General features: G+C 60.0%; 19 protein-coding genes. 8 read left to right on the forward strand and 11 right to left on the reverse strand.

What is annotated here, in order from left to right; genetic code table 11:
- Nucleotides 1–41: 41 nt before the first annotated feature.
- The 7 genes from TU73_RS03885 to tpx form a co-directional block, all read right to left on the reverse strand.
- The gene (locus TU73_RS03885) at nt 42–788 is read right to left on the reverse strand and encodes an SDR family oxidoreductase (RefSeq protein WP_057011069.1); all 747 of its coding nucleotides are present in this window, start codon (nt 786–788) and stop codon (nt 42–44) included.
- A gap of 54 nt (nt 789–842) precedes the next feature.
- The gene (locus TU73_RS03890; protein ID WP_057011070.1) at nt 843–2,939 is read right to left on the reverse strand and encodes a putative bifunctional diguanylate cyclase/phosphodiesterase; all 2,097 of its coding nucleotides are present in this window, start codon (nt 2,937–2,939) and stop codon (nt 843–845) included.
- A 790-nt stretch (nt 2,940–3,729) separates the two neighbouring features.
- Nucleotides 3,730–5,157, reverse strand: coding sequence for an efflux transporter outer membrane subunit (locus TU73_RS03895; RefSeq protein ID WP_231984823.1), 1,428 nt, complete (start codon nt 5,155–5,157; stop codon nt 3,730–3,732).
- A gap of 35 nt (nt 5,158–5,192) precedes the next feature.
- Entirely contained in the window at nt 5,193–8,300 is a 3,108-nt protein-coding gene (locus TU73_RS03900; RefSeq protein ID WP_057011072.1) for an efflux RND transporter permease subunit, read from the reverse strand.
- Nucleotides 8,297–11,398: an MdtB/MuxB family multidrug efflux RND transporter permease subunit gene (locus TU73_RS03905; RefSeq protein ID WP_057011073.1), complete on the reverse strand. Its 3,102-nt coding sequence runs from the start codon at nt 11,396–11,398 to the stop codon at nt 8,297–8,299. Before TU73_RS03905 ends, TU73_RS03900 begins: the two co-directional genes overlap by 4 nt.
- Nucleotides 11,395–12,693 (reverse strand): MdtA/MuxA family multidrug efflux RND transporter periplasmic adaptor subunit, encoded by a 1,299-nt coding sequence (locus tag TU73_RS03910; RefSeq protein ID WP_057011074.1) that lies wholly within the window; start codon nt 12,691–12,693, stop codon nt 11,395–11,397. Before TU73_RS03910 ends, TU73_RS03905 begins: the two co-directional genes overlap by 4 nt.
- Nucleotides 12,694–12,925: 232 nt before the next feature.
- Nucleotides 12,926–13,426: a thiol peroxidase gene (gene tpx / locus TU73_RS03915; RefSeq protein ID WP_003190967.1), complete on the reverse strand. Its 501-nt coding sequence runs from the start codon at nt 13,424–13,426 to the stop codon at nt 12,926–12,928.
- Between the two features lie 160 nt (nt 13,427–13,586).
- Here tpx and TU73_RS03920 point away from each other — a divergent pair, with 160 nt between their 5' ends.
- The gene (locus TU73_RS03920; RefSeq protein ID WP_057011075.1) at nt 13,587–14,876 is read left to right on the forward strand and encodes a glycosyltransferase; all 1,290 of its coding nucleotides are present in this window, start codon (nt 13,587–13,589) and stop codon (nt 14,874–14,876) included.
- A gap of 85 nt (nt 14,877–14,961) precedes the next feature.
- Here the strand turns inward: TU73_RS03920 and TU73_RS03925 are convergent, their stop codons facing one another.
- The gene (locus tag TU73_RS03925) at nt 14,962–15,474 is read right to left on the reverse strand and encodes a GNAT family N-acetyltransferase (protein ID WP_057011076.1); all 513 of its coding nucleotides are present in this window, start codon (nt 15,472–15,474) and stop codon (nt 14,962–14,964) included.
- Nucleotides 15,475–15,627: 153 nt separating this feature from the next.
- On the opposite strand from TU73_RS03925, the gene TU73_RS03930 reads away from it, so the two are divergent.
- Both TU73_RS03930 and TU73_RS03935 read left to right on the forward strand, forming a co-directional pair.
- On the forward strand, nt 15,628–16,533 hold the full coding sequence (locus TU73_RS03930) for an AraC family transcriptional regulator (protein ID WP_057011077.1): 906 nt from the start codon (nt 15,628–15,630) through the stop codon (nt 16,531–16,533).
- Between the two features lie 101 nt (nt 16,534–16,634).
- Nucleotides 16,635–17,102 carry a hypothetical protein gene (locus TU73_RS03935; RefSeq protein WP_057011078.1) on the forward strand — a complete coding sequence of 156 codons (468 nt, stop codon included), beginning with the start codon at nt 16,635–16,637 and terminating at the stop codon, nt 17,100–17,102.
- 139 nt (nt 17,103–17,241) lie between these two features.
- Here TU73_RS03935 and TU73_RS03940 read toward each other — a convergent pair whose 3' ends face one another.
- The 3 genes from TU73_RS03940 to TU73_RS03945 all read right to left on the reverse strand — a co-directional run bounded on the left by TU73_RS03940 (nt 17,242) and on the right by TU73_RS03945 (nt 19,910).
- Nucleotides 17,242–17,709: a DUF6392 family protein gene (locus tag TU73_RS03940; RefSeq protein WP_231984799.1), complete on the reverse strand. Its 468-nt coding sequence runs from the start codon at nt 17,707–17,709 to the stop codon at nt 17,242–17,244.
- Nucleotides 17,710–17,962: 253 nt separating this feature from the next.
- The gene (locus TU73_RS28010) at nt 17,963–18,445 is read right to left on the reverse strand and encodes a DUF6392 family protein (protein WP_082642541.1); all 483 of its coding nucleotides are present in this window, start codon (nt 18,443–18,445) and stop codon (nt 17,963–17,965) included.
- 1 nt (nt 18,446) lies between these two features.
- Nucleotides 18,447–19,910, reverse strand: coding sequence for an S-type pyocin domain-containing protein (locus TU73_RS03945; RefSeq protein WP_057011079.1), 1,464 nt, complete (start codon nt 19,908–19,910; stop codon nt 18,447–18,449).
- Nucleotides 19,911–20,274: 364 nt separating this feature from the next.
- On the opposite strand from TU73_RS03945, the gene TU73_RS03950 reads away from it, so the two are divergent.
- The 5 genes from TU73_RS03950 to TU73_RS03970 all read left to right on the forward strand — a co-directional run bounded on the left by TU73_RS03950 (nt 20,275) and on the right by TU73_RS03970 (nt 25,078).
- Nucleotides 20,275–20,523 carry a DUF6124 family protein gene (locus TU73_RS03950; RefSeq protein ID WP_057011080.1) on the forward strand — a complete coding sequence of 83 codons (249 nt, stop codon included), beginning with the start codon at nt 20,275–20,277 and terminating at the stop codon, nt 20,521–20,523.
- Between the two features lie 198 nt (nt 20,524–20,721).
- Nucleotides 20,722–22,044, forward strand: coding sequence for an ABC transporter substrate-binding protein (locus TU73_RS03955; protein ID WP_057011081.1), 1,323 nt, complete (start codon nt 20,722–20,724; stop codon nt 22,042–22,044).
- A 176-nt stretch (nt 22,045–22,220) separates the two neighbouring features.
- Nucleotides 22,221–23,111 (forward strand): carbohydrate ABC transporter permease, encoded by an 891-nt coding sequence (locus TU73_RS03960; RefSeq protein WP_057011082.1) that lies wholly within the window; start codon nt 22,221–22,223, stop codon nt 23,109–23,111.
- A 10-nt stretch (nt 23,112–23,121) separates the two neighbouring features.
- Entirely contained in the window at nt 23,122–23,952 is an 831-nt protein-coding gene (locus TU73_RS03965; protein WP_005788583.1) for a carbohydrate ABC transporter permease, read from the forward strand.
- Nucleotides 23,953–23,974: 22 nt separating this feature from the next.
- Nucleotides 23,975–25,078 (forward strand): ABC transporter ATP-binding protein, encoded by a 1,104-nt coding sequence (locus tag TU73_RS03970; protein WP_057011083.1) that lies wholly within the window; start codon nt 23,975–23,977, stop codon nt 25,076–25,078.
- Nucleotides 25,079–25,091: the final 13 nt, after the last annotated feature.

The raw sequence follows: 25,091 nt of genomic DNA on the forward strand, positions 1-25,091 counted from the left end.
GCTACGACGTGCTGCAAAACCTGGGGCGCTAGCCTCGAGATTTAACGTCCTCCACCCAGATCCAGGAAGGTTCCGGTGGCGTATGAAGCCTTGTCCGACAGCAGCCAGATAATCGCCTCCGCCACCTCGTCCGGGCGCCCACCACGGGCCATGGGAATGCCGGACTCCAGCTTGCTGACCCGGTCCGGGTCACCGCTGAGGGCGTGGAAATCGGTAAAGATGTAGCCGGGACGTACCGCGTTGACACGAATGCCTTCACCCGCGACCTCTTTCGACAGGCCAAGCGTGAAGGTGTCCAGGGCACCCTTGGACGCAGCATAGTCGACATACTCACCCGGCGATCCCAGGCGCGCCGCCACCGACGATACGTTGACAATGCTGCCACCCTGGCCGCCATGCCGGGGCGACATGCGCAGCACCGCATGCTTGGCGCACAGGATCGGGCCCAGCACATTGGTCTTCATGATTTTCAGGAGACGAAATTCGGACATTTCATCGACCCGCGACTTATGCCCAACCGTGCCGGCATTATTGACCAGTGCCGTGACACGGCCCAGTTCGGCGTCCACGCGATTGAACAACGCGATCACCTCATCTTCGCTGCTGACATCGGCGCGCACCGCAATGGCCTGGGCGCCCAAACCGCGCACTTGTTCAAGCATGCCCTGGGCGGCCTTCTCGTCAGAGTGGTAATTAATGCAGATGCGATACCCCTCGCGAGCGGCCAGCAGCGCCGTCTCGGCACCAATACCACGGCTACCTCCGGTGATGATGACAACTTTATCCATGGCTGCGGTCTCCAGATTCAACCTGATGTTTAGGGTTGGATCCAAGAATACCCGTCACTCATAGCTTTTGTCAGGCGCTACCGTTTGTTCGGCGCTCCGGATATCTGCCATGAAGCTATCGGCTGGCAATGGGTGCCCCAACAAGTAGCCCTGCAACGAATCACATCCCAGGCGAGTGAGAAAATCCTGCTGCACATCGGTTTCCACGCCTTCGGCCACAATTCGCAAGCCCAGGGCCTGGCCGAGGGCCACGATGGCCGAGACGATCGCCGCGTCGTCGCTGTCGTGTTCCAGGTCGCGCACGAAGCCGCGATCAATCTTCAACTCGTTGGCCGGCAGGCGCTTGAGGTACATCAGGCTGGAGTAGCCGGTGCCAAAGTCATCGATGGACAGGTCGACGCCCATGTCCGAGAGCTGCTGCAACACCGTCATGCTCGCGTCGGCATCGCTCATGGCGGTGGTCTCGGTAATTTCCAGGGTCAGGCTGTTGGCGGGCAATTGGTGACGCTCCAGGGCGGCCGCTACGCTGTTGACCAACCCGGCGTGACAGAACTGCAACGCCGAGAGGTTCACGGCAATGCGCCAGCTCCCATAACCCTGGGCGTACCACAGGCTCATCTGGCGGCAGGCTTCGTTGAGTACCCACTCGCCAATGGGAATGATCAGCCCGGTCTTCTCCGCCAGTGCGATAAAAGTGGCCGGCAACAGCAGGCCTTGCTGCGGGTGCTCCCAGCGCAGCAACGCCTCGGCGCCCACCGCAATACCGCTCACCGCGTCGAACTTGGGCTGGTAATACAAGCGAAACTGCCCATGTTCGAGGGCATTGCGCAGGTCCTGCAACAGTTGCAATTGCTTGCGCGCATTAGTGTTCATCGATACATCGAAGAAGCTGTAGCCGTTCTTGCCCATGCCCTTAGCGTGGTACATCGCCGCATCGGCGTTCATCAACAATTCCTGAGGGCTGCTGCCGTTGCCCGGGAACAGGGCGATGCCGATGCTGGCAGAGATGTTCAACTCATGCTCGGCGACCTTGAAGGTGCGGTTGATCAGGCCGACCTGGCGCTCGGCCAAGCCCATGGCATCGTCCGGCTGGGTCAATTGCACCAGCAGCACAAACTCGTCACCGCCAATACGGGCCAGGGTGTCCTGGCTGCGCAAGTCCTCGCGCAGACGCAGGCCGACCTCGCGCAGCAACTGGTCGCCCATGTGATGACCAAAGGCGTCATTGACCGGCTTGAAGCCATCCAGGTCGATAAACATCAAGGCAAAACAGCCGCCCCGCTCATTCACCGCCTGGATACCTTGCTGGATGCGATCCGCCAGCAGCGTGCGATTGGGCAGGCCAGTGAGCATGTCATGCAGGGCCAGGTGGGTCAGCTCCTGGTTGGCCAGGGTCAGGGAATCGGCGAGCACGGCGGTGCGCGCTTCAAGGCGTGCGTCGAGCAGCGAGGTCAATAGCGCAATGACCAGCACCGCCAAAGAGGTCACCAAGACCAGGTTATCCAGGCCCCTGCCGCTCACGCCCGTCAGTGCGGCACCGCAAAAGCTGTCGTCGGCAAAACGCGCCGCGGCCATCCCGGTGAAGTGCATGCCGACGATAGCCACACCCATCACCACTGCCGCACCACCTCGCGCCAGGCGCACATAAGGCGTGTTGCGGCGCAGGTTGAAGGCGATCCACAGTGCCGCACCGCAAGCCACTACCGCGATCAATAACGAAGCGCCGAACAGGGTCAGGTCATAGTCGATACCCGGGGTCATGCGCATCGCAGCCATGCCGGTGTAATGCATACTGGCGATACCAGCCCCCATGACCAACGCACCGAACGCCAACTGCCAGGCCGGCAGGCGTGGCTGACTGACCAGCCACAAGGCGAAGCCACTGGATAACACCGCAATCAACAGCGACAGCGCAGTGATGCCCAGGTCAAACCCAAGGGTAAACGGCAGGCGCAGGGCCAACATGCCGATAAAGTGCATGGACCAGACACCGACGCCCATCGCCAATGCACCGCCGCTGATCCATAGATAAACGGCGCGCCCCTTGGCGGTAGCGATACGCCCGGCCAGGTCCAACGCGGTGTAGGACGCCAGCACAGCGACGCACAGGGAAATCACGACAAGGGAGGTTGAATAGCTACCGATCAGCATGGGACTTCTCGCGGGCTACCGGGGTGTAAAAGCCCGTGCAGGGTGGCAAAGCGGGCGATTGTAGCGAGAATGAATCTGGGGCAGGTGATTAATTATCAGAAGGCCATTAGTGATTTTTTGGCGTCAATCGGATGGCCTCATGAGGCATTTTCTGGCCACCAAGGATGATTAAAATGTGGGAGGGGCGATGCGAGGATTCGACTGCCCCCGATGGCCATGGGTATCTACACAACTCTGACGTAGCGACCGTCAGTAACCACGATGCGAAGCGAGCCGCTCTTGACCTTGATCTTGATCTGCTTTTGATCTCAGGCGCCCCGTTAAACCACGCTGGCCGGAATTCGACAGGGATTTGGGGGGTAAACCGGCAGGGATGCCGGTTTAGCCGCCCCGCGCCATGGATGGCGCGTGGCGGCGGCCCCCCAAATCCCTGTCGGATTACGGGCACACCGAGCCTGGGCGAGGTGCCGAGTGGTGGGGCAAGAGCGTTTTGGTTACTTTTGCGCTTTTCAAAAGTGACCCGCTGTAAAAGCGGAACCAATAGTGGTCGTTACCGCAGCAATGGATATGTACACGGTCTGATCCAACATCCTGGTCGGCTGTCAGGCCGCCATCGGGGGCAAGCCCCCTCCCACATTTGGACCGAGACCACCCGTCAAATACTGGTCGGCTGTCAGGCCGCCATCGGAGGCAAGCCCCCTCCCACATTTGGACCGAGACCATCAGTCAAATACTGGTCGGCTGCCAAGCCGCCATCGGGGATCAAGCCCCCTCCCACATTTGGGCCGGGTCACTCCTTCTCGGCCAGGGAAGTCTGGCCGTCCCAGCCGCCCCCCAGCGCCGCAATCAGCTGCACGCTCGCCACCAACCGCGACTGCAGCAAGTTCAGCACCGTACGCTCGTTACTCAGGGCCGTCGCTTGCACCGTGACCACATCCAGGTAGGCAATCAACCCCGCCTTGTACTGGTTCTCGGTCAGGCGCAACGATTCACGCGCTGACTCCAGCGCTTCATTGCTGACCACCGCCTCGTCCGCCAGCACCTTGAGTTGCACCATGTAGTTTTCCACCTCGCGGAAACCGTCCAGCACCGTCTGGCGGTACTTGGCCACGGTCTCGTCGTAGCTGGCCACGGTGCGGTCGACTTCCGCCGAGCGCTGGCCGCCATCAAAGAGGGTCATCGCCAGTTTCGGCCCCACCGACCAGAAGCGGTTCGGCAGGCTGATCCAATCCTCATAGGTGCTGCTGGAATAGCCGCCCTGCAGGCTCAGGCTGAGGTCCGGGTAGTACGCCGCCTTGGCTACGCCGATATTGGCGTTGGCGGCGATCACCGAGCGCTCCGCAGAAGCGATGTCGGGGCGGCGTTCGAGCAACTGGGATGGCAGGCTCACCGGTATCTGTGGCAGTGCCGGAATTTCCTTGCTCACGGCCAGGTTGAAGTTGGCCGGGGCTTCCCCGATCAATACGGCGATGGCGTTTTCCAGTTGGGCGCGCTGCCAGATCAGGTCGATCAGGCTGGCCTGGGTGGTCTTGAGCTGGGTTTGCGCCTGGGCAATGGCGTCCTTGCCAGCTACGCCAGCGCGGTATTGGTTTTCGGTCATTTTCAATGAGCGTTGGTAGGTGTCCAGCGTGGCTTGCAGCAGGCGTGTCTGTTCGTCCATGACCCGCAGTTGCAGGTAGCTTTGCACCAGTTCCGATTGTTGGCTCAGGCGCATCGCGGCCAGGTCCGCCGAGCTGGCCTCGGCGCTGGCTTCGTTAGCCTCCAAGCCACGTCGCAACTTGCCCCAGATATCGGCCTCCCAACTCACGCCCAACTGCGCATTGAGGGTGTCGCGAATACCGCTGCTGGAGCTGCTGAGGCTCGCGCTGCTGCTACCGGTGCCCTGGCTGGCGCGGGTTTTACCGACGCTCAGGTCGACGCTGGGGTAGAACGCCCCGCGTGAACTGCGCACCAGCGCCTTGGCCTGGCGAAAACGTGCTTCGGCCTGGGCGACGGTCTGGTTGGAGGCGTTGAGGCGCACGACCAAGTCATTCAGTTGGCGGTCGCCGTACAGCTCCCACCAGGCTCCGCGGGCCAGGGAGTCACTCGGATTAGCCTGGCGCCAGCCCTGGGCTTCCTTGAATTGCGCCGGTTCGATGACCTCCGGGCGCTGGTAGTCGGGCCCAATGGCACAGGCGCCGAGCATGACTGCGCACACCATCACGGCCAATGACTTCATGCCATTGACGAAGATTTTATTTGGGGTTGAATCGGTCATAGCGCAGTGTCCAGGGCAGCATCGGTACGCACGCCGCGCCAGGCGTTGAAACGATGGCGCGCGCGGTCGAGATAGAGGTAGACCACCGGGGTGGTGTAGAGGGTCAGGATCTGGCTGAAAACCAGGCCGCCAATGATGGTCAGGCCCAGGGGGCGACGCATTTCCGCACCATCGCCAGTGCCGAGCAGCAAAGGCAAGGCGCCGAGGATCGCGGCGAGCGTGGTCATCAGGATCGGTCGCAGACGCAGCAGGCAGGCGCTGCGGATCGATTCCAGCGGCCCCATACCGTCGTTGCGTTCCAGTTGCAGCGCCAGGTCGATCATCAGGATAGCGTTCTTCTTCACCACCCCGATCAGCAGGAACAGGCCCAGCAAGGAGATCAGGCTGAACTCGCCCCCTGTCAGGTAGATGGCCAGCATGGCGCCCACCCCGGCCGAAGGCAGCGTCGAAAGGATCGTCAGCGGATGGATATAGCTTTCATACAAGATGCCCAGCACCAGGTACACCGCCACCAATGCGCCCAGGATCATGAACGGCTGGCCCTTCTGCGTGGCCGCAAAGGCATCGGCGGTGCCGGCCATCTTGGCGATCACATCTTCGGGCAAGCCGACCTTGGCAATCGCCCGCTCGATAGCGGCCGTGCCCTGCTCTACCGTGACGCCGGGAGCCATGTCGAAGGCGATATTCTCCGAAGCGAATTGGCCTTCATGGCTGACGCGATCATCTGCGAGACTGTTTTCATAATGGGCAATGGTCGACAACGGCACCCGCGCACCATCGGCAGTGATCACCTGCACCTGATTGAGGGTAATCGGGTCCTGGGCATATTTGGGGTTGACCTCCATCACCACCTGGTACTGGTTGAGGCTGTCGTAGATGGTGGAAATCTGCCGCTGGCTGTAGGCGTTGTTGAGCACCGCCGTGACCATGTCCATATCGATGCCCAGGCGCTTGGCCTGGTCACGGTCGACAATCAGCGTGACTTGGGCCGCGCCCCGACCCTCGCGGGCGTCGATGGCGGTCAGCTCCGGCAACTCGCGCATGGCCGCAACCACTTTCGGGTACCACAGGCGCAACGCGGCCAAATCACCACTTTGCAGGATGTAGGAGTACTGCGCGCTGGTCTGGTCGCGGCTGCCACCAAACTGCAGGTCCTGGTCGGCCATCAGGAACAGACGCCCGCCCGGCACCAGCGGCACGTCCTTGCGCAAGCGCTCGATTACCGCCTGGGCGGAGATCCTGCGCTCGCTGATCGGCTTGAGGCGCACCAGCATCACCGCATTGTTGGTACCGTTGTTGCCGCCGATAAAGCCCGCCACGCTGAGCACTGCCGGGTCCTTGAGCACCGCTTGGCGGAAGATCTCCATCTTCGGCTGCATCACGCTGAACGACAGGCCATCGTCGCCACGCACGAAGCCGATCAGTTGGCCGGTGTCCTGCTGCGGCATAAAGGTCTTTGGCACCACCACGTACAACGCGACGTTCAAACCAATCGTCAGCAACAGGCTGAGCAGGGTCAGGCGCCGATGGCGCAAGATCCAATCCAGGCTGGTGGCGTAGCCGGCGACCATGCGGTCGTTGATCTTCTGGCTCCAGCGCTGCAAACCGGTCTGCTGGTTTTTGTCGTGGGGCTTGAGCCAGCGGGCGCAGAGCATCGGCGTCAGGGTCAACGAGACGATCAGCGAGACAATGATCGCCGCCGACAAGGTGATGGAAAATTCGCGGAACAGGTTGGTGACAATCCCGCCCATGAACAGGATGGACAGGAACACCGCCACCAGCGACACGTTCATCGACAGCAAGGTAAAGCCGACTTCCTGGGCCCCCAGGTACGCAGCCTTCATAGGCGGCACACCTTCATCGATATGCCGGGAAATGTTCTCCAGCACCACAATGGCGTCGTCCACCACCAGCCCGGTGGCCAGGATCAGCGCCATCAGCGAAAAGTTGTTCAGCGAAAAACCGTACAGGTACATCACCGCAAAGGTGCCCACCAACGACACCGGCACCGCCAGGGTCGGGATCAGTGAAGCGCGGAAGTTACCCAGGAACAGATACACCACCAGGATCACCAGGCCTACGGCAATCAGCAAGGTCATCTCGGCTTCATGCAGGGTGGCGGCGATCACCGGCGAGCGGTCCATGGCCAGGCTGAGCTTGACGCTGGACGGCAGCACCGCCTGCAACGCTGGCAACTGGGCCTTGATCTGCCTGACCGTCTCGATGATGTTGGCGCCGGACTGGCGGTTGATCACCAGCAGCACCGCCGAGTCATTGTTGAAGAAACCGCTGTTGTAGCGGTCTTCCACGCCATCGGTGATCTTCGCGATGTCCCGCAGGCGCAGGGCTGCGCCATCCTGGTAACGAATCAACAGCGGCTCGTAGTCCTTGGCTTTTTCCAACTGGTCGTTGGCCTGGATCTGCCAGTTACGCTCACCGTCTTCCAGGGAACCCTTGGGTCGGCGCTGGTTGGCGTTGGCGATGGTGTTGCGCACATCGTCCAGGGCGACGCCGTATTGGTCGAGGGCCTTGGGCTCCAGCTCGATGCGCACCGCCGGCAGCGAACTGCCGCCGATCTGCACCTCGCCTACGCCCGGCACCTGGGACAGGCTCTGGGACAGGATGGTCGAGGCCAGGTCGTACAACTGGCCCTTCTGCAACACATCGGAGGTCAGCGACAACACCATGATCGGTGCCTGGGACGGGTTGATCTTCTTATAGGTCGGCATGCTGCGCATGCCGCTGGGCAGCAGGTTGCGCGAAGCGTTGATGGCCGCCTGCACTTCCCGCGCCGCGCCGTTGATATCACGGTCGGAATCGAACGCGAGGATCACCCGCGTGGAACCCTGGCTCGACGAACTGCTCATGGTGGTGATGCCGGCAATCGAACCGAAGGAACGCTCCAGCGGCGTCGCTACGCTGGACGCCATCACCTCGGGGCTGGCGCCGGGCAAGCTGGCCGACACCACGATCACCGGAAAGTCGATCTGCGGCAGCGGCGACACCGGCAGCAGGTTGAAGCTGACGCCCCCGAGCAACATGATCGCCAGGCTCAGCAGCATGGTGGCTACCGGCCGGCGAATGAAAGGTCCGGACAGGTTCATGGCTCAACCGGCTCCAGGCGTTGCGGTTCTTTGCGCCAGCGCCGGCCAAGACGATCGAAGTACAGGTAGATCACCGGCGTGGTGAACAGGGTCAACACCTGGCTCACCAGCAAGCCCCCCACCATCACCAGGCCCAGCGGTTGGCGCAGCTCTGCACCGGAACCGGTGGCGAGCATCAGCGGCACCGCGCCGAACAACGCAGCCAGGGTGGTCATCAGGATCGGCCGGAAGCGCAACAGCGCCGCCTGGTAGATCGCGGTCTGCGGGTCCAGGCCCTGGTTGCGCTCGGCGTCGAGGGCGAAGTCGATCATCATGATCGCGTTCTTTTTCACGATACCGATCAGCAGGATGATGCCGATGATCGCGATCATGCCCAGGTCGTTGCCACTGAGCAGCAACGCGAGCAAGGCCCCCACCGCCGCCGACGGCAAGGTCGATAGGATAGTGATCGGGTGGATATAGCTCTCATAGAGCACACCGAGCACGATGTACATGGTGACCACCGCGGCCAGGATCAGCAGCAAGGTGCTCGACAGCGACGCCTCGAACGCCTGGGCCGCACCCTGGAACTGGGTTTGCACGCCCACCGGCATGCCAATGTCCTTCTGGGTCTGGTTGATCAGCTCCACACCTTTGCCCAGTGCGACGCCGGGGGCCAGGTTGAACGACATCATCACCGCCGGGAACTGGCCGATATGGGCGATCGCCAACTGCGCCTGGCGCTGCTCCACGTGGGCCAGGCTCGACAGCCGTACCTGGCCGCCATCGGTGGTCTTCACATGGATCTGGTTAAGGGCCGCCGGGCCGAGGGTCTCGCCGGACTGAGCCTGCAGCACCACGCGGTACTGGCTGGCCTGGGTGTAGATGGTGGAAATCTGCCGCTGGCCGAAGGCGTCATACAGCGCGTCGGTGATGGTCGCGACGTTAACGCCCAGGCGCGAGGCCGCGTCGCGGTCGATCACCAGGTACACCTGCAAGCCCTTGTCCTGCAGGTCGCTGGCAACGTCGGTGAGTTCCGGCAACTGGCTGAGGGCATGCACCAGCTTGCCACTCCACAGCGCCAGCAACTCGGCATCCGGGGACGACATGCTGAACTGGTACTGGGTACGGCTGACACGGTCTTCAATGGTCAAGTCCTGCACCGGCTGCATGAACAGGCGGATGCCCACCAGCTTGTCGATTTCAGGTTGCAGTCGCGTAATCACTTGTGCTGCGTTCAAATCGCGCTGGCCGTGGGCCTTGAGGTTGATCAGCAAGCGGCCGCTGTTGAGGGTGGCGTTATCGCCATCCACGCCAATATAGGAAGACAGGCTTTCCACCGCCGGATCGGCGAGGATGATCTTCGCCAGCTCCTGCTGGCGCTGGCTCATCGCCGCAAACGAAATCGACTGCGGCGCCTCGGAAATCCCCTGGATCACCCCGGTGTCCTGCACCGGGAAGAAGCCCTTGGGCACCACGAGGTACAGCACTACCGTGAGGCCCAGGGTAGCGATGGCCACCAGCAAGGTCAGCGGCTGGTGCTTGAGCACCCACTGCAATTTGCGGCCGTAGGCTTCGATCAGCCAATCGATCCAGGCACCGCTGGCTTTGTAGAAGCGCCCCTGCTCTTCTTCCTTGGGTTCTCGCTTGAGCAGGCGCGCGCACATCATTGGCGTCAGGGTCAGGGACACCACCAGGGAAATCAGGATCGCCACTGCCAGGGTGATAGCGAACTCACGGAACAGCCGCCCGACCACGTCGGCCATGAACAGCAAAGGAATCAATACCGCGATCAACGACAGCGTCAGGGACACCAGGGTGAAACCGATCTGCTTGGCGCCCTTGAGCGCGGCGGCCATCGGCGTCTCGCCTTCCTCGATATAGCGCGAGATGTTCTCCAGCATGACGATGGCGTCGTCCACCACAAACCCGGTGGCGATGGTCAGGGCCATCAGTGTCAGGTTATTGATGGAGAATCCGGCCAGGTACATCACGCCAAAGGTGCCCACCAGGGACAGCGGCACGGCGATGGACGGAATGATCGTGGCGCTGACCCGACGCAGGAACAGGAAGGTCACCATCACCACCAGGGCAATGGCGATCAGCAGTTCATGCTGCACATCCTTGACCGAGGCGCGGATGGTCTGGGTACGGTCAGTGAGCACGGTCACATCGAGCCCGGCCGGCAGGTTGTCGGTGATGCTCGGCAGCAGGGCCTTGATGCGGTCCACCACCTCGATCACGTTGGCGCCCGGCTGGCGCTGGATATTGAGCAACACCGCCTGGTTCTCATTGGCCCAGGCGGCGAGGCGTTCGTTTTCGGCGCCGTCGACGATCTGCGCGACATCCTTGAGCCGCAGGGGTGCGCCATTGTTGTAGGCCAGGATCAGTTCGGCATATTGCTCGGGCGAGACCAGTTGGTCGTTGGCGTCGAGCATCGACACGCGGGTGGGGCCGTCGAAGTTACCCTTGGGCTGGTTGACGTTGGAGGCGGCGATCAGGGCGCGTACGTCCGAGAGGTTCAAGCCATTGGCCGCCAGGGCCTCGGGGTTGACCTTGATGCGCACGGCCTGGCGCTGGCCACCGGCGATGCTGACCATGCCGACGCCGCTGATCTGCGCGATTTTCTGCGCCATGCGCGTGTCGACCAAATCATTGAGCTTGGGCAGCAGCATGGTCTTGGAGGTGATTGCCAGGGTCAGCACCGGGGTATCCGCCGGGTTGACCTTGTTGTACACCGGCGGCGCCGGCAAATCCTTGGGCAGCAGGTTGGTGGCGGCGTTGATTGCGGCCTGCACCTGTTGCTCGGCAACATCCATATTGATGTCGAGGTTGAAACGCAGGGTCAACACCGAGGCGCCGCCGGAGCTGGTGGACGCCATCTGGGTCAGCCCGGGCATCTGCCCGAACTGGCGCTCAAGGGGTGCGGTCACCGCGCTGGTCATCACATCAGGGCTGGCGCCGGGGTACAAGGTCATCACCCGGATCGTCGGGTAGTCCACCTGGGGCAAGGCCGACACCGGCAGCAAGCGGTACGAAATGACACCGGCCAGCACCATGGCCAGCATGCTCAGCGTGGTGGCGACCGGGCGAAGGATGAACAGGCGTGACAGGTTCATGAACCGACCTTTTGCGCCTTGCCGGCGTCAGCGCCGGTCTCCCCTTTTGCCGCAGGCTTGCCTTGCAGGTGTTCGGTCGGCGTGGTCGGCACTTCGCTGCTGTCATTGACCACTTCGATTTCGCTGCCGTCCTTGAGGCGGTCGGTGCCTTCCAGTACCACGCGGTCGCCGGCGACCAGGCCCTCCTTGATCACGGTGTTGTCGCCGTCGGTGTCACCGAGCACCAAAGGCTGGACCTTGACCTTATTGTCGCCGTCGAGCTTGTAGACAAAGGTGCCGGTGTTGCCGAACTGGATCGCCGCAGACGGTGCCAGCACCACGTTATGCAGGGTGTCGGCGAGTAAGTGCACATTGACGAACTGGTTGGGGAACAGCGCCTGGTCCTTGTTATCGAAGCGCGCCTTGAACTTCAGTGTGCCGGTGGTGACATCGATCTGGTTGTCCAGGCTTTGCAGCACGCCGACGGCCTGCTTTTTCGTGTCGCCACGGTCCCAGGCTTCCACCGGCAGCTTGTTGCCGGCGTGGTAACGGGCGAGCACGGTTTCCAGGGTGTTTTCCGGCAGGGTGAAGGCCACGCTGATCGGCTGGGTCTGGGTGATCACCGCCAGGGCCGTGGTGTCATTGGCGGCGACCAGGTTGCCGACGTCGAGCTGGCGCAAGCCAACGCGGCCGCCGATCGGCGCGCGGATCTTGGTGAATTCGAGGTTGAGCTTGGCGTCGTCCACCGCGCCCTGGTTGGTCTTGACCGTGCCCTGGTATTGCAGGACCAGCGCTTCGGCGGTGTCCAGGGTCTGCTTGGCAATACTGTCCTGGGCGTACAGCCCGCGATAACGCTCGACGTCCACCTGAGCGTTTTTCAGCTGGGCCTGGTTCTGCAACAGCGTGCCCTGGGCCTGGAGCAAGGCGTTCTGGTAGCTGCGCGGGTCGATTTCCGCCAACAGGTCGCCAGCCTTGACCATTTGCCCTTCTTCAAAGGCAATCCTCACCAACTCGCCACCCACACGGCTGCGCACATTAATAGTGTTGAGCGCCGTGACCGTGCCCAGGGCCTTGTAGTACACCGGGAACTCCCCCAGCACTGCCGGCGCCACACGCACCGGCACCGGGCCGGTGGAACCGCCGAAGCCCGGGCGTGCCATGCCGGTTTTACCGGTGTGCCCGGCCGGCGCGTCTTTATGGGCCGCGCCGCTGGGCCAGAATTTCCAGCACAGGCCGGCGATAACCAGCAGCACGAGCAGGCCAAACAGCCAGCGACGGGAGTTGCGGGGGGAGGATTGCATGGAGTGATCAACCATTGGGCGCGAGAGCTTCTACTTGGGGAGGCTGAAAGATAAGCACTGGGATGCGTTAAGAAAAGCACCTTTACCGGCTATTTACCTTGGGCTTACAACTTTTAAGTTCTGTGGCTTAGTCCGACGGCTGTTTCGCTAAGCATTTGAGCTGCAAATAAAAACGGCCTGGACTAGGCCAGGCCGCAATCATGCATCATACGTGTTACTGCCAAACGACAGTTACGCGCAGAAACAGTTACTTCAACACAGCCAGGGCTGCATCGTAGTTGGGCTCTTCAGCGATTTCCTTGACCAACTCGCTGTGCAGCACGTTGTCGTTTTCGTCCAGCACCACGACAGCGCGGGCGGTCAGGCCCTGCAGTGGGCCGTCGGCGATGGAAACACCATAGTCAACGGCGAAGTCGGCGTTGCGGAAGTCCGACAGGTTCTTCACGTTTTCCAGGCCTTCGGAACCACAGAAGCGTGCCTGGGCGAATGGCAGGTCGGAGGAGATGCACAGCACCACGGTGTTAGCCACATCGTTGGCCTGGGCGTTGAACTTGCGCACGGAAGTGGCGCAGGTTGGGGTATCAACGCTTGGGAAGATGTTCAGCACTTTGCGCTTGCCGGCAAACGTAGCGAGGGTGGCGTTGGACAGGTCGCCGGCGGTCAGGGTGAAGTCTGCGGCTTTGGCGCCGACTTTTGGCAGTTCGCCTTCAACCTGGACCGGGTTGCCTTTAAGGGTGACTTGAGCCATGAACGAAATCCTTATGCTGGGTTTTGGTTAAACGAATTCGAGAGGCCGAAGTTAACCACAAAGTGACGTGGCTACCTACCGCCAGACATAAATTGTCATGCCTGCCGGTTGTGGTTTAATTGCGCGCTTTTTGCCCGCCCTCACAAGGAAACCGCTGTCGATGAAAGCGCCTGCCACCAAAGTCCTGGTCATTGGTTATGTCTGGCCGGAGCCCCGTTCCTCGGCCGCCGGCGGGCATATGATGCAGATCCTCGAAACTTTTCTTACACAAGATTGGGACATTACCTTCAGCAGCCCGGCCACCATTGGCGAGCACAAGGCCGACTTGCCAGCACTCGGGATTACCGAATGCGCCATCGAACTGAATAACAGCAGCTTCGACGACTTTATCCGCGAACTGGCCCCGGATATCGTGCTGTTCGACCGTTTCATGATGGAGGAGCAATTCGGCTGGCGCGTGGAACAATGCTGCCCCGATGCCCTGCGCGTACTGGAGACCTCCGACCTGCAAAGCCTGCGCGACGCACGTCATCAGCGCCTCAAGGAGCATGTGAAAGCCCATCCCGACGGCGACGACTTCAGCGCCCTCTTCGCCCCGGCGCTGAAGGAAGAATTCCAACGCATGGCCGACACCGACCTGGCCAAGCGCGAGATCGCAGCCATTTACCGCTGCGACATCAGCCTGATGATCTCCGACGTGGAAATCCGCCTGCTCACCGAGCAATTCAAGGTGCCCGCCGCCCTGCTGCACTGGTGCCCGCTGATGCTGCAGCCGCCCACCCGTGCTTTTGCGCCCTTTGAAGACCGTGCGCACTTTCTCAGCATCGGCAACTTCCGCCATGCACCCAACTGGGATGCGGTGCTATGGATGAAGAACAGCCTATGGCCGCTGATCCGCCAACAGCTGCCGGGCGCCCAGTTGCATATCTATGGCGCCTACACGCCGCCCAAGGCCACCGCCCTGCACAACCCGGCCCAGGGGTTCCATGTGATGAACTGGGCCGAAGATGCGCTGCAAGTGATGACGGCGGCGCGTATCTGCCTGGCGCCCCTGCGCTTTGGTGCGGGGATCAAAGGCAAGCTGGTCGACGCGATGTTGTGCGGCACACCCAATGTCACCACCCCCACCGGTGCCGAAGCCATGGGCGATGATCAACCCTGGCCCGGCGCGATCGAGCACAACGCCCCGGCCCTGGCTGCCGCTGCCGTGGCCCTCTACCAGGACCGCGAGCGATGGACCCAGGCCCAGGAACGTGGGCGTCAGCTCCTGGCTCGACGCTATGACCAAGCCTTCCACGGGCCAGCCTTGGTCGAGTGCCTGGAGCAATGCCGCCGCAACCTCGCAGCTCATCGCCGGGACAACTTTACCGGCAGCATGCTGCGCCATCATGCGCATAAAAGTACCCAGTACATGTCCCAGTGGATCGAGGCAAAAAACCGCAACATCTAGGCAATCGAGCAACGCAAAGAGCATATAACGCGTGATTCAGGCTTGTCGCCACTGCGCGGCAAGTCGAATCGGTCAGCGCTGAGCCCTAACGCTCCCAGACATACCTCACCTCCTCCAGGGACACCCCGCCACGCACGAGCGTGCGACGGCTGCCAAGCTCTTCCCGCCCTCCGAGCCCTCGATAGAAGCGCACCGCTCTTTGGTTTTCAGCTAAAACCCATAAGGTAATCACCTTATAACCCTGATCAACCAAACGCTTTAAACCTGACGCCCATAACTGGGCGCCTATACCCTTGCCCCAATATTCTGCCAACACGTAGATAGCCATGACCTCTCCCGCTTCTGCGCAAGCCTTGTCTTCATCCCGGCAAGGCCCCACTGAAATCCAACCAGTAACCTTTCCATCCACCTCTGAAACGAAAACGTCAGACGCTTTGCTTTCAATCGCATGAGCCCAAGCAGCCTCCCTCTTAGGCAAGGTCGCAGTCAGCGAGGCCAAAAAATCCGCAGGCATCAGATCAAGATAAGCCTGTTGCCAGCTACTGACATGAACGCTGGCAATGCTATTTGCATCGCTGGAACGTGCATCACGAATCATGACTAAGCCCTCACCCGTGCCTGTTTCAGATAAAAATCTTCTGTAATCCTACTCGTACAGGATGCAGTGGCGCACGCTCAGACGCTTGACGCTGGCAGGGCCGTGCACAACGGGGCATTATTCGGGTCGCAACCACAATAAAGCGACGGCAGCATGACCCGAGCAACGCGCATCACCGACCCTTCCTACGAGCTGATGGACGATCACAACGGCCTGTCCATCATCTATCGCCAGCACGGTTTCCCCTGCCCGCTGGTGCGCTGGCATTTTCACAAGGAATACGAGCTGCACCTGATCGTCGCCAGCTCGGGCAAGGTATTTATCGGCGATTACATCGGCAACTTCTACCCCGAAAGCCTGTTCCTCACCGGCCCCAACCTGCCCCACAACTGGATCAGCCAGGTAGAGGAAGGCGAAGTAGTGCCCAAGCGCGACATGTTGGTGAACTTCACCGATGAGCTGTTCGAGCAAGGCAGCCATACGTTTGCCGAACTCAAGAGCCTGGCGCCGTTGCTGGAACGCGCGCAATACGGCATCGAATTCCGCAGCAAACAAACCATCGCCCAGGCCATGGCCCTGATGCAGCGCATTGAGGAAGCCCAAGGCATGGCGCGCCTGGGACATTTCTTCATCCTGCTGGAAGTGCTGAGCGCCTGCGACGACTACCAACTGCTCTCCGGCGTGACCACGCCACAGCAAGCCGATGAACACAGTATCGACCGCACCAACCGGGCGGTGGACTACATCTTTGCCCACTACGCGAGGGAGTTGCCCCTGGAGGAAGTTGCGCAATACCTGGATATGAAGCCGACGTATTTTTCCCGGGTGTTCAAACAGGCCACCGGGCGGACTTTTATCGAATTCGTCAATCGGCTGCGTATCAGCAAGTCCTGTGAATTGCTGGCCGACGGCGATAAGGCCGTGACGGATGTGTGTTTTGAGTCGGGGTTCAACAATATTTCCAACTTCAATCGGCGCTTTCAGCAGCTTAAAGGCATGACGCCCTCACACTACCGGCGCTTGGCGGTGCAGCGCTTAACTGAGCAAAACCTGGCTTAAGCAGGACTTTCCGTTGGTCAGGACTGTCAACTCTGACAGTGTCGCGCAGCCTCGAGGTTAATCATGATGGGGCTCAGGCATCCAAGCGGACTTCACCTTCCATGAAAAAGTCGGCAACGCCCTTTGCCATCAACGAATCCATACGTTTCGATAAACCCGGGGACACGTGGAACTGGACCGGCGAGGGCGAGATATACGAGGACGAATACGATGGTCAGTATCGCTGGTTATCCAGAGGGGTAGCCAGAGACTGGGGCCGGCCATTGACCGGGCTTGAAGAGGTTGAACTGACCATTCGGCTACGGGGCGACCGAACCGGCGAAACACTCGTTGCCACCCATCCGGGAGGCTCGGATGAACTGCATAACATCGCACCTTGGAAGCCCAGCCTGTACAGGTTCTACCTCAGGTCCACAGTGACCGGCGAGGTTTCAGTGCGGCTTAATTTCAAATCCAACCAGATCATGGTGATCGATACGATCAATGTGATAGGGCCGGTCAGACCGTGGCGCCGTAGGCTTGGGCGTGTTTTTCGCCTGTTTGACTGGTTGAAAGAAAAAGCCGGGTGAAAAAAGGATGAAAATGAGGGACGTATTTATTTTCAAACTTCAATCAGCGCTCTCAGCAGTTTAAAGGCATGACCCCTTCATGATGTCCGTCAGTAATGGGACTCCATTAGCTGACGGACATCAGGGCTGTGGGGGTAGGTCAATCGTGGCCAGAATTGATCAAGGAGAAACTGATGTTGTTCACCCTAAGATTCTCCAGATAGCTAAGAGTCACCATTACGTTGGACTGTGCTCTCTGGTCCAAATAATAAATATCCGCCCCGCCTCTCCCCCCCATACCACCGGGTAGTTTTACGGGGGGTTTGGTCTCAGTTGGTACACCTAAAACCTCACGCACGTACTGCTGATCCATATCTAATTTGAACGGCTGGGGTAATTGCCCGCTGTACACAGGCTGACCTACTGTCTGAATCAGAATGATCATTACCTGATCCAAGCGTTTTGTTTCTTCCCAAAACCACAACTTCACGCCGGGTACTGGATTCTGAATGAGCTCTTCGTTATCAGAGGCATCAAAGAGCCGCTTGAGTGGCAAATTTTGAATGAGCCCCTGGCCCACCAGCTCGTTATACGAGAAGCCGAGCCCCCCTACCAAGCGACTAATCATGGCGGCCTCCATCAGTACCACCCCTGCGATTCATTCATTTTGTGCGTTTTTTGCGCAAGCGTCCTGAAGTTCTGATGATCGTTCCCGCGTGGGAACGATCATCTCCTGATACGCGGCCATCTCCAAAGGCGAAACGAGTAAAGGATTCGCTCATGAGTTATTCCTCGCCACAAGTTTAATTGCCATTTGTTTTGCACGCTTGGTGTCTCGGTCTTGGCTCCAAGCGTGTTTGGCAGTAGGGTTTTATACGGGTTCAATCGCGGCCCATATCAACCAAAGTGAACACTAAACCACATACGGATTTATCGGGTAAATACTGCATGGCAACCCTCGCATTTGGGTGAATTTCCAAACTGAGGCGATAAGAGTCCCATCCACCTGTAGCTCCAATCGGTAACGGTAATTTCACTGGCCCTTTGGACTCGTGTGGCGTTCCAAGTGTTTTTCGGATGCTCTCTTGGTTCATTGGCCGTACGAGGGGTGCAGGCAGCTCACCTGCATACTTGGACTCGCCCTGTGCCAGTGAAATCAGGCAAAAAACGATTCGCTCCAATCTCATGGTTTCAGCCCAAAACCAAAGCTCAACGCCTGGCTCTGGTTTATGAATGAAATGGGAGTTTTGACTGTTTTCAAATAGTGATTTTATCGACCCGGCACGAAGTAAACCCTCAGCAACAAAATCATCGTAGGTGCGCCCCAAGCCTTTTACCAACCGATCAATTTTTACTGCTTCCATCCTAGTACCACCCCTGGCTTTCGTTGACTTTATGCATTTGGGTGCGTGCCATCTCGAGATCAGACTCAGCGAAGCCGTGATCTAGAAGGTATGGCTTGATAGCATCGAAATTGCTGTCTGCCGCCTGACGCAGATCATCAGCATCTAACGTCTGTTTTTTATCCGTGTTTCGCCAACCGTAAGTCTCACTAAACTTTTGGTGGATGTAGGATGGAATCGCAATGCTCGCAGCATTATTTAACGCTTCCTTGAGCTGCTTCTCCGTAAAACTTATCGCATAGCGTTCGAGATGACGTCTTATCGCTGCCTGCGAGGGTATGTGGTCCACGTGCAACCCGCTGCGCAGTCGTCCACTGAACGCACCATAAGTATCAACCTCCAATGGCCTGACTACCGGCTTGGCAAACACCAGATACAGCGGCGGCACACCCGAATCAGCCGGAAACGAAATGATCGTATCCTGCCAGGTGATTTTCTCTGCATCGCGCCCTGGATAGTGGCTGATTGCTGAATCTTGCCCCACTGCAATCGGATGAACAAACACGTTATCCAGACGTTCCGCTGTGCCGGGATACGGGCTCGGCACACTGACCACCGGTCCATGATTCGGCGTCCAAGTGATGCTGATGCCATCCAGCACCGCCCCCATCGCGCTTTTGTCCGCATTCCATCTGGCTTGCACAACGGGTACACGGTCAGCGCCACTTCCAGGCTGGGTATGTATGCCGTAAACACGCATTTCCCCTGACTCATCCTGGCGAAACTGGAACCGCACTCGCGTACTAGCCGAGCGCATCCCTTCCAACTGCTCCGGGGTGTACAGCGTTGAATCACCGATATCCCGAGGCCAGAAAGCCAGCAGCATGAGGTTGAGGGTGGAGCTGGCGCCGGCCAACCCTCGTACAGCCCAGGCACCGAGGTCGCTGCCGAGTGTTCCTACAACCCTGCCGACGGCGCCCGTGGTACCGGTTGAAGCCATGAGGGCCGTGGTGCCAAAGTTTTTGGCGTTTTCCGGGGCGGCGCCCGCAGCCGTAGAACCGGCCGGCACCGAAACGCATGATTTGGCGAAAACGCATGCATCAGCGGCACGATTCGGCGCAACGGGCGCGGAAAACCTGGAAGGGGGCGAGGCGGATGCGTTCGGCCCCATTCCAGCGGCGGTGAATCGTTGAGGCTGGGGGCCGAACTGCTGAGATTTGAAGCTCTGATTGGCAATCAACTCCGGCGGCGGATCGCATTTGCAGATACACAGATCCCCCTCAAGCGCCGCCTGCTTGCCGTCCCACTCTTCGTGCAGATGAGGGCCGGTGAGCACGATGAAGCCTTCAGTGCCGCAGGCTGGACAAGCGACCCGGTCACCCTCCCTTGAGATCAATTCGCCGTTGAAGCTGGTGCGCTCACAACCGCTGATTACTCTGCCACCCGCCGTGGTGGTTGAACCAGTGGTGATGTTGTAGCGCCTCACATCTGGCCCTCCACGCAGTCGTCGTTGCGGGCGTTGATCGGTCCGATTGGCTGCTGGGTTCGAAAATCAATGTTCTTCATGTTGCGTCCTTTTTAGCGCGCAGGGGTACTCAAACGCGGTCTTGGCGTTGAGTTATGCAGAGAGATGGCGCCGAAATGGCGCAAGGAAGATGGTGCTGACTGGTACAAAGCCAAACAACTGACCGTTCGGCTAGGTAGCGGGAAACGCAGAAACGTCTGACAAGGATTTGAGGTTGTCCCTAAGACACTCAACCTCTAGTCTCCGTACACCGCTGCACACTCAGCGGTCGGGCGTCGCGGCCTGTATTTCTCCGGCTCCTTTAATACATCTGCGGAGCTTGACCATGATCAAACCCACCCAAAATCCCCCAATCGATCCAACACCCAGCGTGCTATTCACCGTGAAAGACGGCATCTGCACTCAAGACCTACTGGTCAACCTCAGCGAATCACTCGCCTCCGCCCACGCCCTCACCTCTGATTTCGCCTTTGATCTCGACGGCTCGCGACGAGAAGGCGCGCTGGGTATTGCCCAGTTGATCGAGGTGTCTCGGTTGTTGGCTGAGCGGGTACTGGCTGATATCGAGCGTTAAATACGGCATCGATCGTCCCCACGCGCCACGGGGACGATCATCGAGTGCAAAAAAGTATCAGTGAGCGTGCGCCCAAGGATTTGTCACAACTCCATTTCAAGGCTGTAATCGACGCACACTCTTCCTGGCTACCAGTAGGAAGACACAACAACAATAACTGTCCTTCCGTAGCCCCCGGGCGCGGAAATGGAGTGCGCGATGAAGTTCACAGCAAAAGTACTGCTTGCCTCGACCTGCATGACAGCATGCATGACCCTCAGCGCCGTCAGCTTTGGCGCGCAAACCCTGACCATTGCCACCGTCAATAACAGCGACATGATCCGCATGCAAAAGCTGTCGAAAACCTTCGAGGCCGAGCATCCGGAGATCAAGTTGAACTGGGTGGTGCTCGAAGAAAACGTACTGCGCCAGCGCCTGACCACCGACATTGCCACCCAGGGCGGGCAGTTCGATGTGTTGACCATCGGCATGTACGAAGCCGCACTCTGGGGTGCCAAGGGTTGGCTGGAGCCGATGAAAGACCTGCCGGCCTCCTACGATCTCGACGATGTGTTCCCTTCGGTGCGTGACGGTTTGTCGGTCAAGGGTTCGCTGTACGCCCTGCCGTTCTATGCCGAAAGCTCGATCACCTATTACCGCACCGACCTCTTCAAGGACGCCGGGTTGAGCATGCCCGAGCACCCGACCTGGAGCCAGATCGGCGAATTCGCCGCCAAGCTCACCGACAAGTCCAAAGAGCAATACGGCCTGTGCCTGCGCGGCAAAGCCGGTTGGGGTGAGAACATGGCGCTGATCACCACCCTGGCCAACGGCTACGGCGCGCGCTGGTTCGATGAGAAGTGGCAGCCAGAATTCAACGGCCCCGAGTGGAAGGACGCGCTGAACTTCTACGTCGACAACATGAAGAAATCCGGCCCGCCGGGTGCCTCCAGCAACGGTTTCAACGAAAACCTGGCGCTGTTCAACAGCGGCAAGTGCGCGATCTGGGTGGATGCCAGCGTGGCGGGCTCGTTTGTTACCGACAAGAGCCAGAGCAAGGTCTCCGAGCATGTCGGCTTCACCTTCGCGCCCCACGAGAAGACCGACAAGGGCACGTCGTGGCTGTACTCCTGGTCCCTGGCGATCCCGACCAGTTCCAAAGCCAAGGATGCCGCCAAGGTATTCACCACCTGGGCCACGTCCAAGGAATACAGCCAGCTTGTGGCCAAGACCGACGGCATTGCCAATGTGCCGCCAGGTACGCGCAAATCCACCTACAGCGATGAGTACATGAAGGCGGCGCCGTTTGCCAAGGTGACCCTGGAATCGCTGAAGGTCGCGGACCCGACCAAGCCTACCGAGAAGCCGGTGCCGTATATCGGCATCCAGCTGGTGACCATTCCTGAGTTCCAGGCGATTGGTACTCAGGTGGGCAAGTTTTTCTCGGGCGCGTTGACCGGTCAGCAGACCGTCGATGCTGCATTGACCGCCGCGCAGAACACTACCGAGCGGGAAATGAAGCGGGCTGGTTACCCCAAGTAACCCAGCTTCACCCGCGCAAATGTAGGAGCAGGGCTTTTGTGGGAGCTGGCTTGCCTGCGATGCAAACAACTCGGTCTATCAGTAGCACCGAGGCGATACCATCGCAGGCAAGCCAGCTCCCACAGTGACCGCGCTCCGACGCAGGTTCTGTAGGCATCTGACTGGTTCTGATCACCATGAATACACCTCCAAAAAACCGCCTGGCCAACCCCGGCTGGTTCCTTGTCAGCCCCTCGGTGGCCTTGCTGCTGCTGTGGATGATCGTGCCCCTGGGCATGACGCTGTACTTTTCGCTGATCCGCTACAACCTGCTCTACCCCGGTGAAAACCAGTTTGTGGGGTTGGAGAACTTCACCTACTTCATCACCGACTCGGGCTTCCTGCCCGGCGCCACCAATACGCTGTTGCTGGTGAGCAGTGTGTTGCTGATCAGCGTGGTGTTCGGCGTGTTGATCAGCGCCTTGCTGGAGGCCAGTGAATTTCTCGGGCGCGGCATCGTCCGGGTGTTGTTGATTTCGCCGTTCTTCATCATGCCCACCGTTGGGGCGCTGATCTGGAAGAACCTGATTTTCCATCCGGTGTCGGGGATCCTCGCCGCGCTGTGGAAGTTCTTCGGTGCCGAGCCGGTGGACTGGCTGGCGCATTACCCGCTGCTGTCGATCATCATCATTGTGTCGTGGCAATGGCTGCCCTTCGCGATCCTGCTGCTGATGACCGCGATGCAGTCGCTCGACCAGGAACAGAAGGAAGCCGCACGCCTGGACGGTGCCGGCGCCATTGCGATCTTCTGGCACCTGACCCTGCCCCACTTGGCGCGCCCGATTGCGGTGGTGGTGATGATCGAAACCATCTTCCTGCTCTCGGTGTTCGCGGAGATCTTCACCACTACCAACGGTGGCCCGGGCTACGCCTCGACCAACCTCGCCTACCTGATCTACAACCAGGCGCTGGTGCAGTTCGACGTGGGTATGGCCTCGGCCGGCGGCTTGATTGCCGTGGTCATCGCCAATATCGCGGCGATCATCCTGGTGCGGATGATCGGCAAAAACCTGACTGACAAGCCTTGAGGGCCGCGCCATGACACTTCAACAATCCCGCCGCCTGCAAAGCCTGCTGCTCGGTACGTTGGCCTGGGCCATCGCGATCCTGATTTTCTTCCCGATCTTCTGGATGGTGCTGACCAGTTTCAAGACTGAAATCGATGCGTTCGCCACCCCGCCGCAGTTCATCTTCACGCCGACGCTGGAGAACTACCTGCACATCAACGAACGCAGCAACTACTTCGCCTACGCCTGGAACTCGGTGGTAATTTCCTTCAGCGCCACTGCCCTGTGCCTGCTGATCTCGGTACCGGCCGCCTACTCCATGGCGTTCTATGAAACCCAGCGCACCAAGGGCACGCTGCTGTGGATGCTGTCGACCAAGATGCTGCCACCGGTGGGCGTGCTGATGCCGATCTACCTGCTGGCCAAGAGTTTTGGCCTGCTGGATACGCGCATTGCGCTGATCATCATCTACACCCTGATCAACCTGCCGATTGTGGTGTGGATGGTGTACACCTACTTCAAGGACATCCCCAAGGACATCCTCGAAGCCGCACGCCTGGACGGCGCCACCCTGTGGCAGGAAATGGTTCGCGTGCTGCTGCCGATTGCCAAGGGTGGCCTGGCCTCCACAGTGTTGCTGTCGTTGATCCTGTGCTGGAACGAGGCGTTCTGGTCGCTGAACCTGACCTCGTCGAGCGCCGCGCCGCTGACCGCGCTGATCGCCTCCTATTCCAGCCCTGAAGGCTTGTTCTGGGCCAAGTTGTCCGCCGTCTCGACCCTGGCCTGCGCGCCGATCCTGATCTTTGGCTGGATCAGCCAGAAACAGCTGGTGCGCGGTTTGTCTTTCGGCGCCGTCAAATAATAATTCGAAAAGGAGGCCCATCATGGCCAACCTGAAAATCAAGAATCTGCAAAAAGGCTTCGAAGGCTTTTCCATCATCAAGGGCATTGACCTTGAGGTGAACGACAAGGAGTTCGTGGTGTTCGTTGGCCCGTCGGGCTGCGGCAAATCCACCCTGCTGCGGCTGATCGCCGGTCTGGAAGAAGTCAGCGACGGCACCATCGAACTCGATGGCCGCGACATCACCGAAGTGACCCCGGCCAAGCGCGACCTGGCCATGGTGTTCCAGACCTATGCGCTGTACCCGCACATGAGCGTGCGCAAGAACATGTCGTTCGCCCTGGATCTGGCCGGCGTCGACAAGAAGTCGGTGGACAGCAAAGTCAGCGAAGCGGCGCGCATCCTCGAGCTGGGTCCGCTGCTGGAGCGCAAGCCCAAGCAACTGTCCGGCGGCCAGCGCCAGCGCGTGGCGATTGGCCGGGCGATTGTGCGCAACCCGAAGATCTTCCTGTTCGACGAGCCGCTGTCCAACCTCGATGCCGCGTTGCGCGTGCAGATGCGCCTGGAACTGGCACGCCTGCATAAAGAGCTGCAAGCCACCATGATCTACGTGACCCACGACCAGGTCGAAGCCATGACCCTGGCCGACAAGGTGGTGGTGCTCAACAGTGGCCGTATCGAACAGGTCGGCTCGCCGCTGGAGCTGTATCACCAGCCGGCCAACCTGTTTGTGGCCGGGTTTCTCGGCACGCCGAAGATGGGTTTCCTCAAGGGCAAGGTCACCCGCATCGAGAGCCAGGGCTGCGAGGTTCAACTGGACGCCGGCACCCTGATCAGCCTGCCGTTGAGCGGCGCCAGCTTGAGCGTCGGCAGTGACGTGACCCTGGGGATCCGCCCGGAGCACCTGGAAATCGCCGCGCCGGGGCAAACCACCCTGACCGTCACCGCCGACGTCGGCGAGCGCCTGGGCAGCGACACCTTCTGCCACGTCATCACTGCCAATGGCGAGCCGCTGACCATGCGCATTCGCGGCGACATGGCCAGCCAATATGGCGAAACCCTGCACCTGCACCTGGACCCGGCGCACTGCCATCTGTTCGACACAAACGGTGTAGCCGTGGCCCGCCCACTGCGCGCTGCCGCCTGATCCCGAGTATTTC

The organism is Pseudomonas libanensis (assembly GCF_001439685.1).
Taxonomy (GTDB): Bacteria; Pseudomonadota; Gammaproteobacteria; order Pseudomonadales; family Pseudomonadaceae; genus Aquipseudomonas; species Aquipseudomonas libanensis.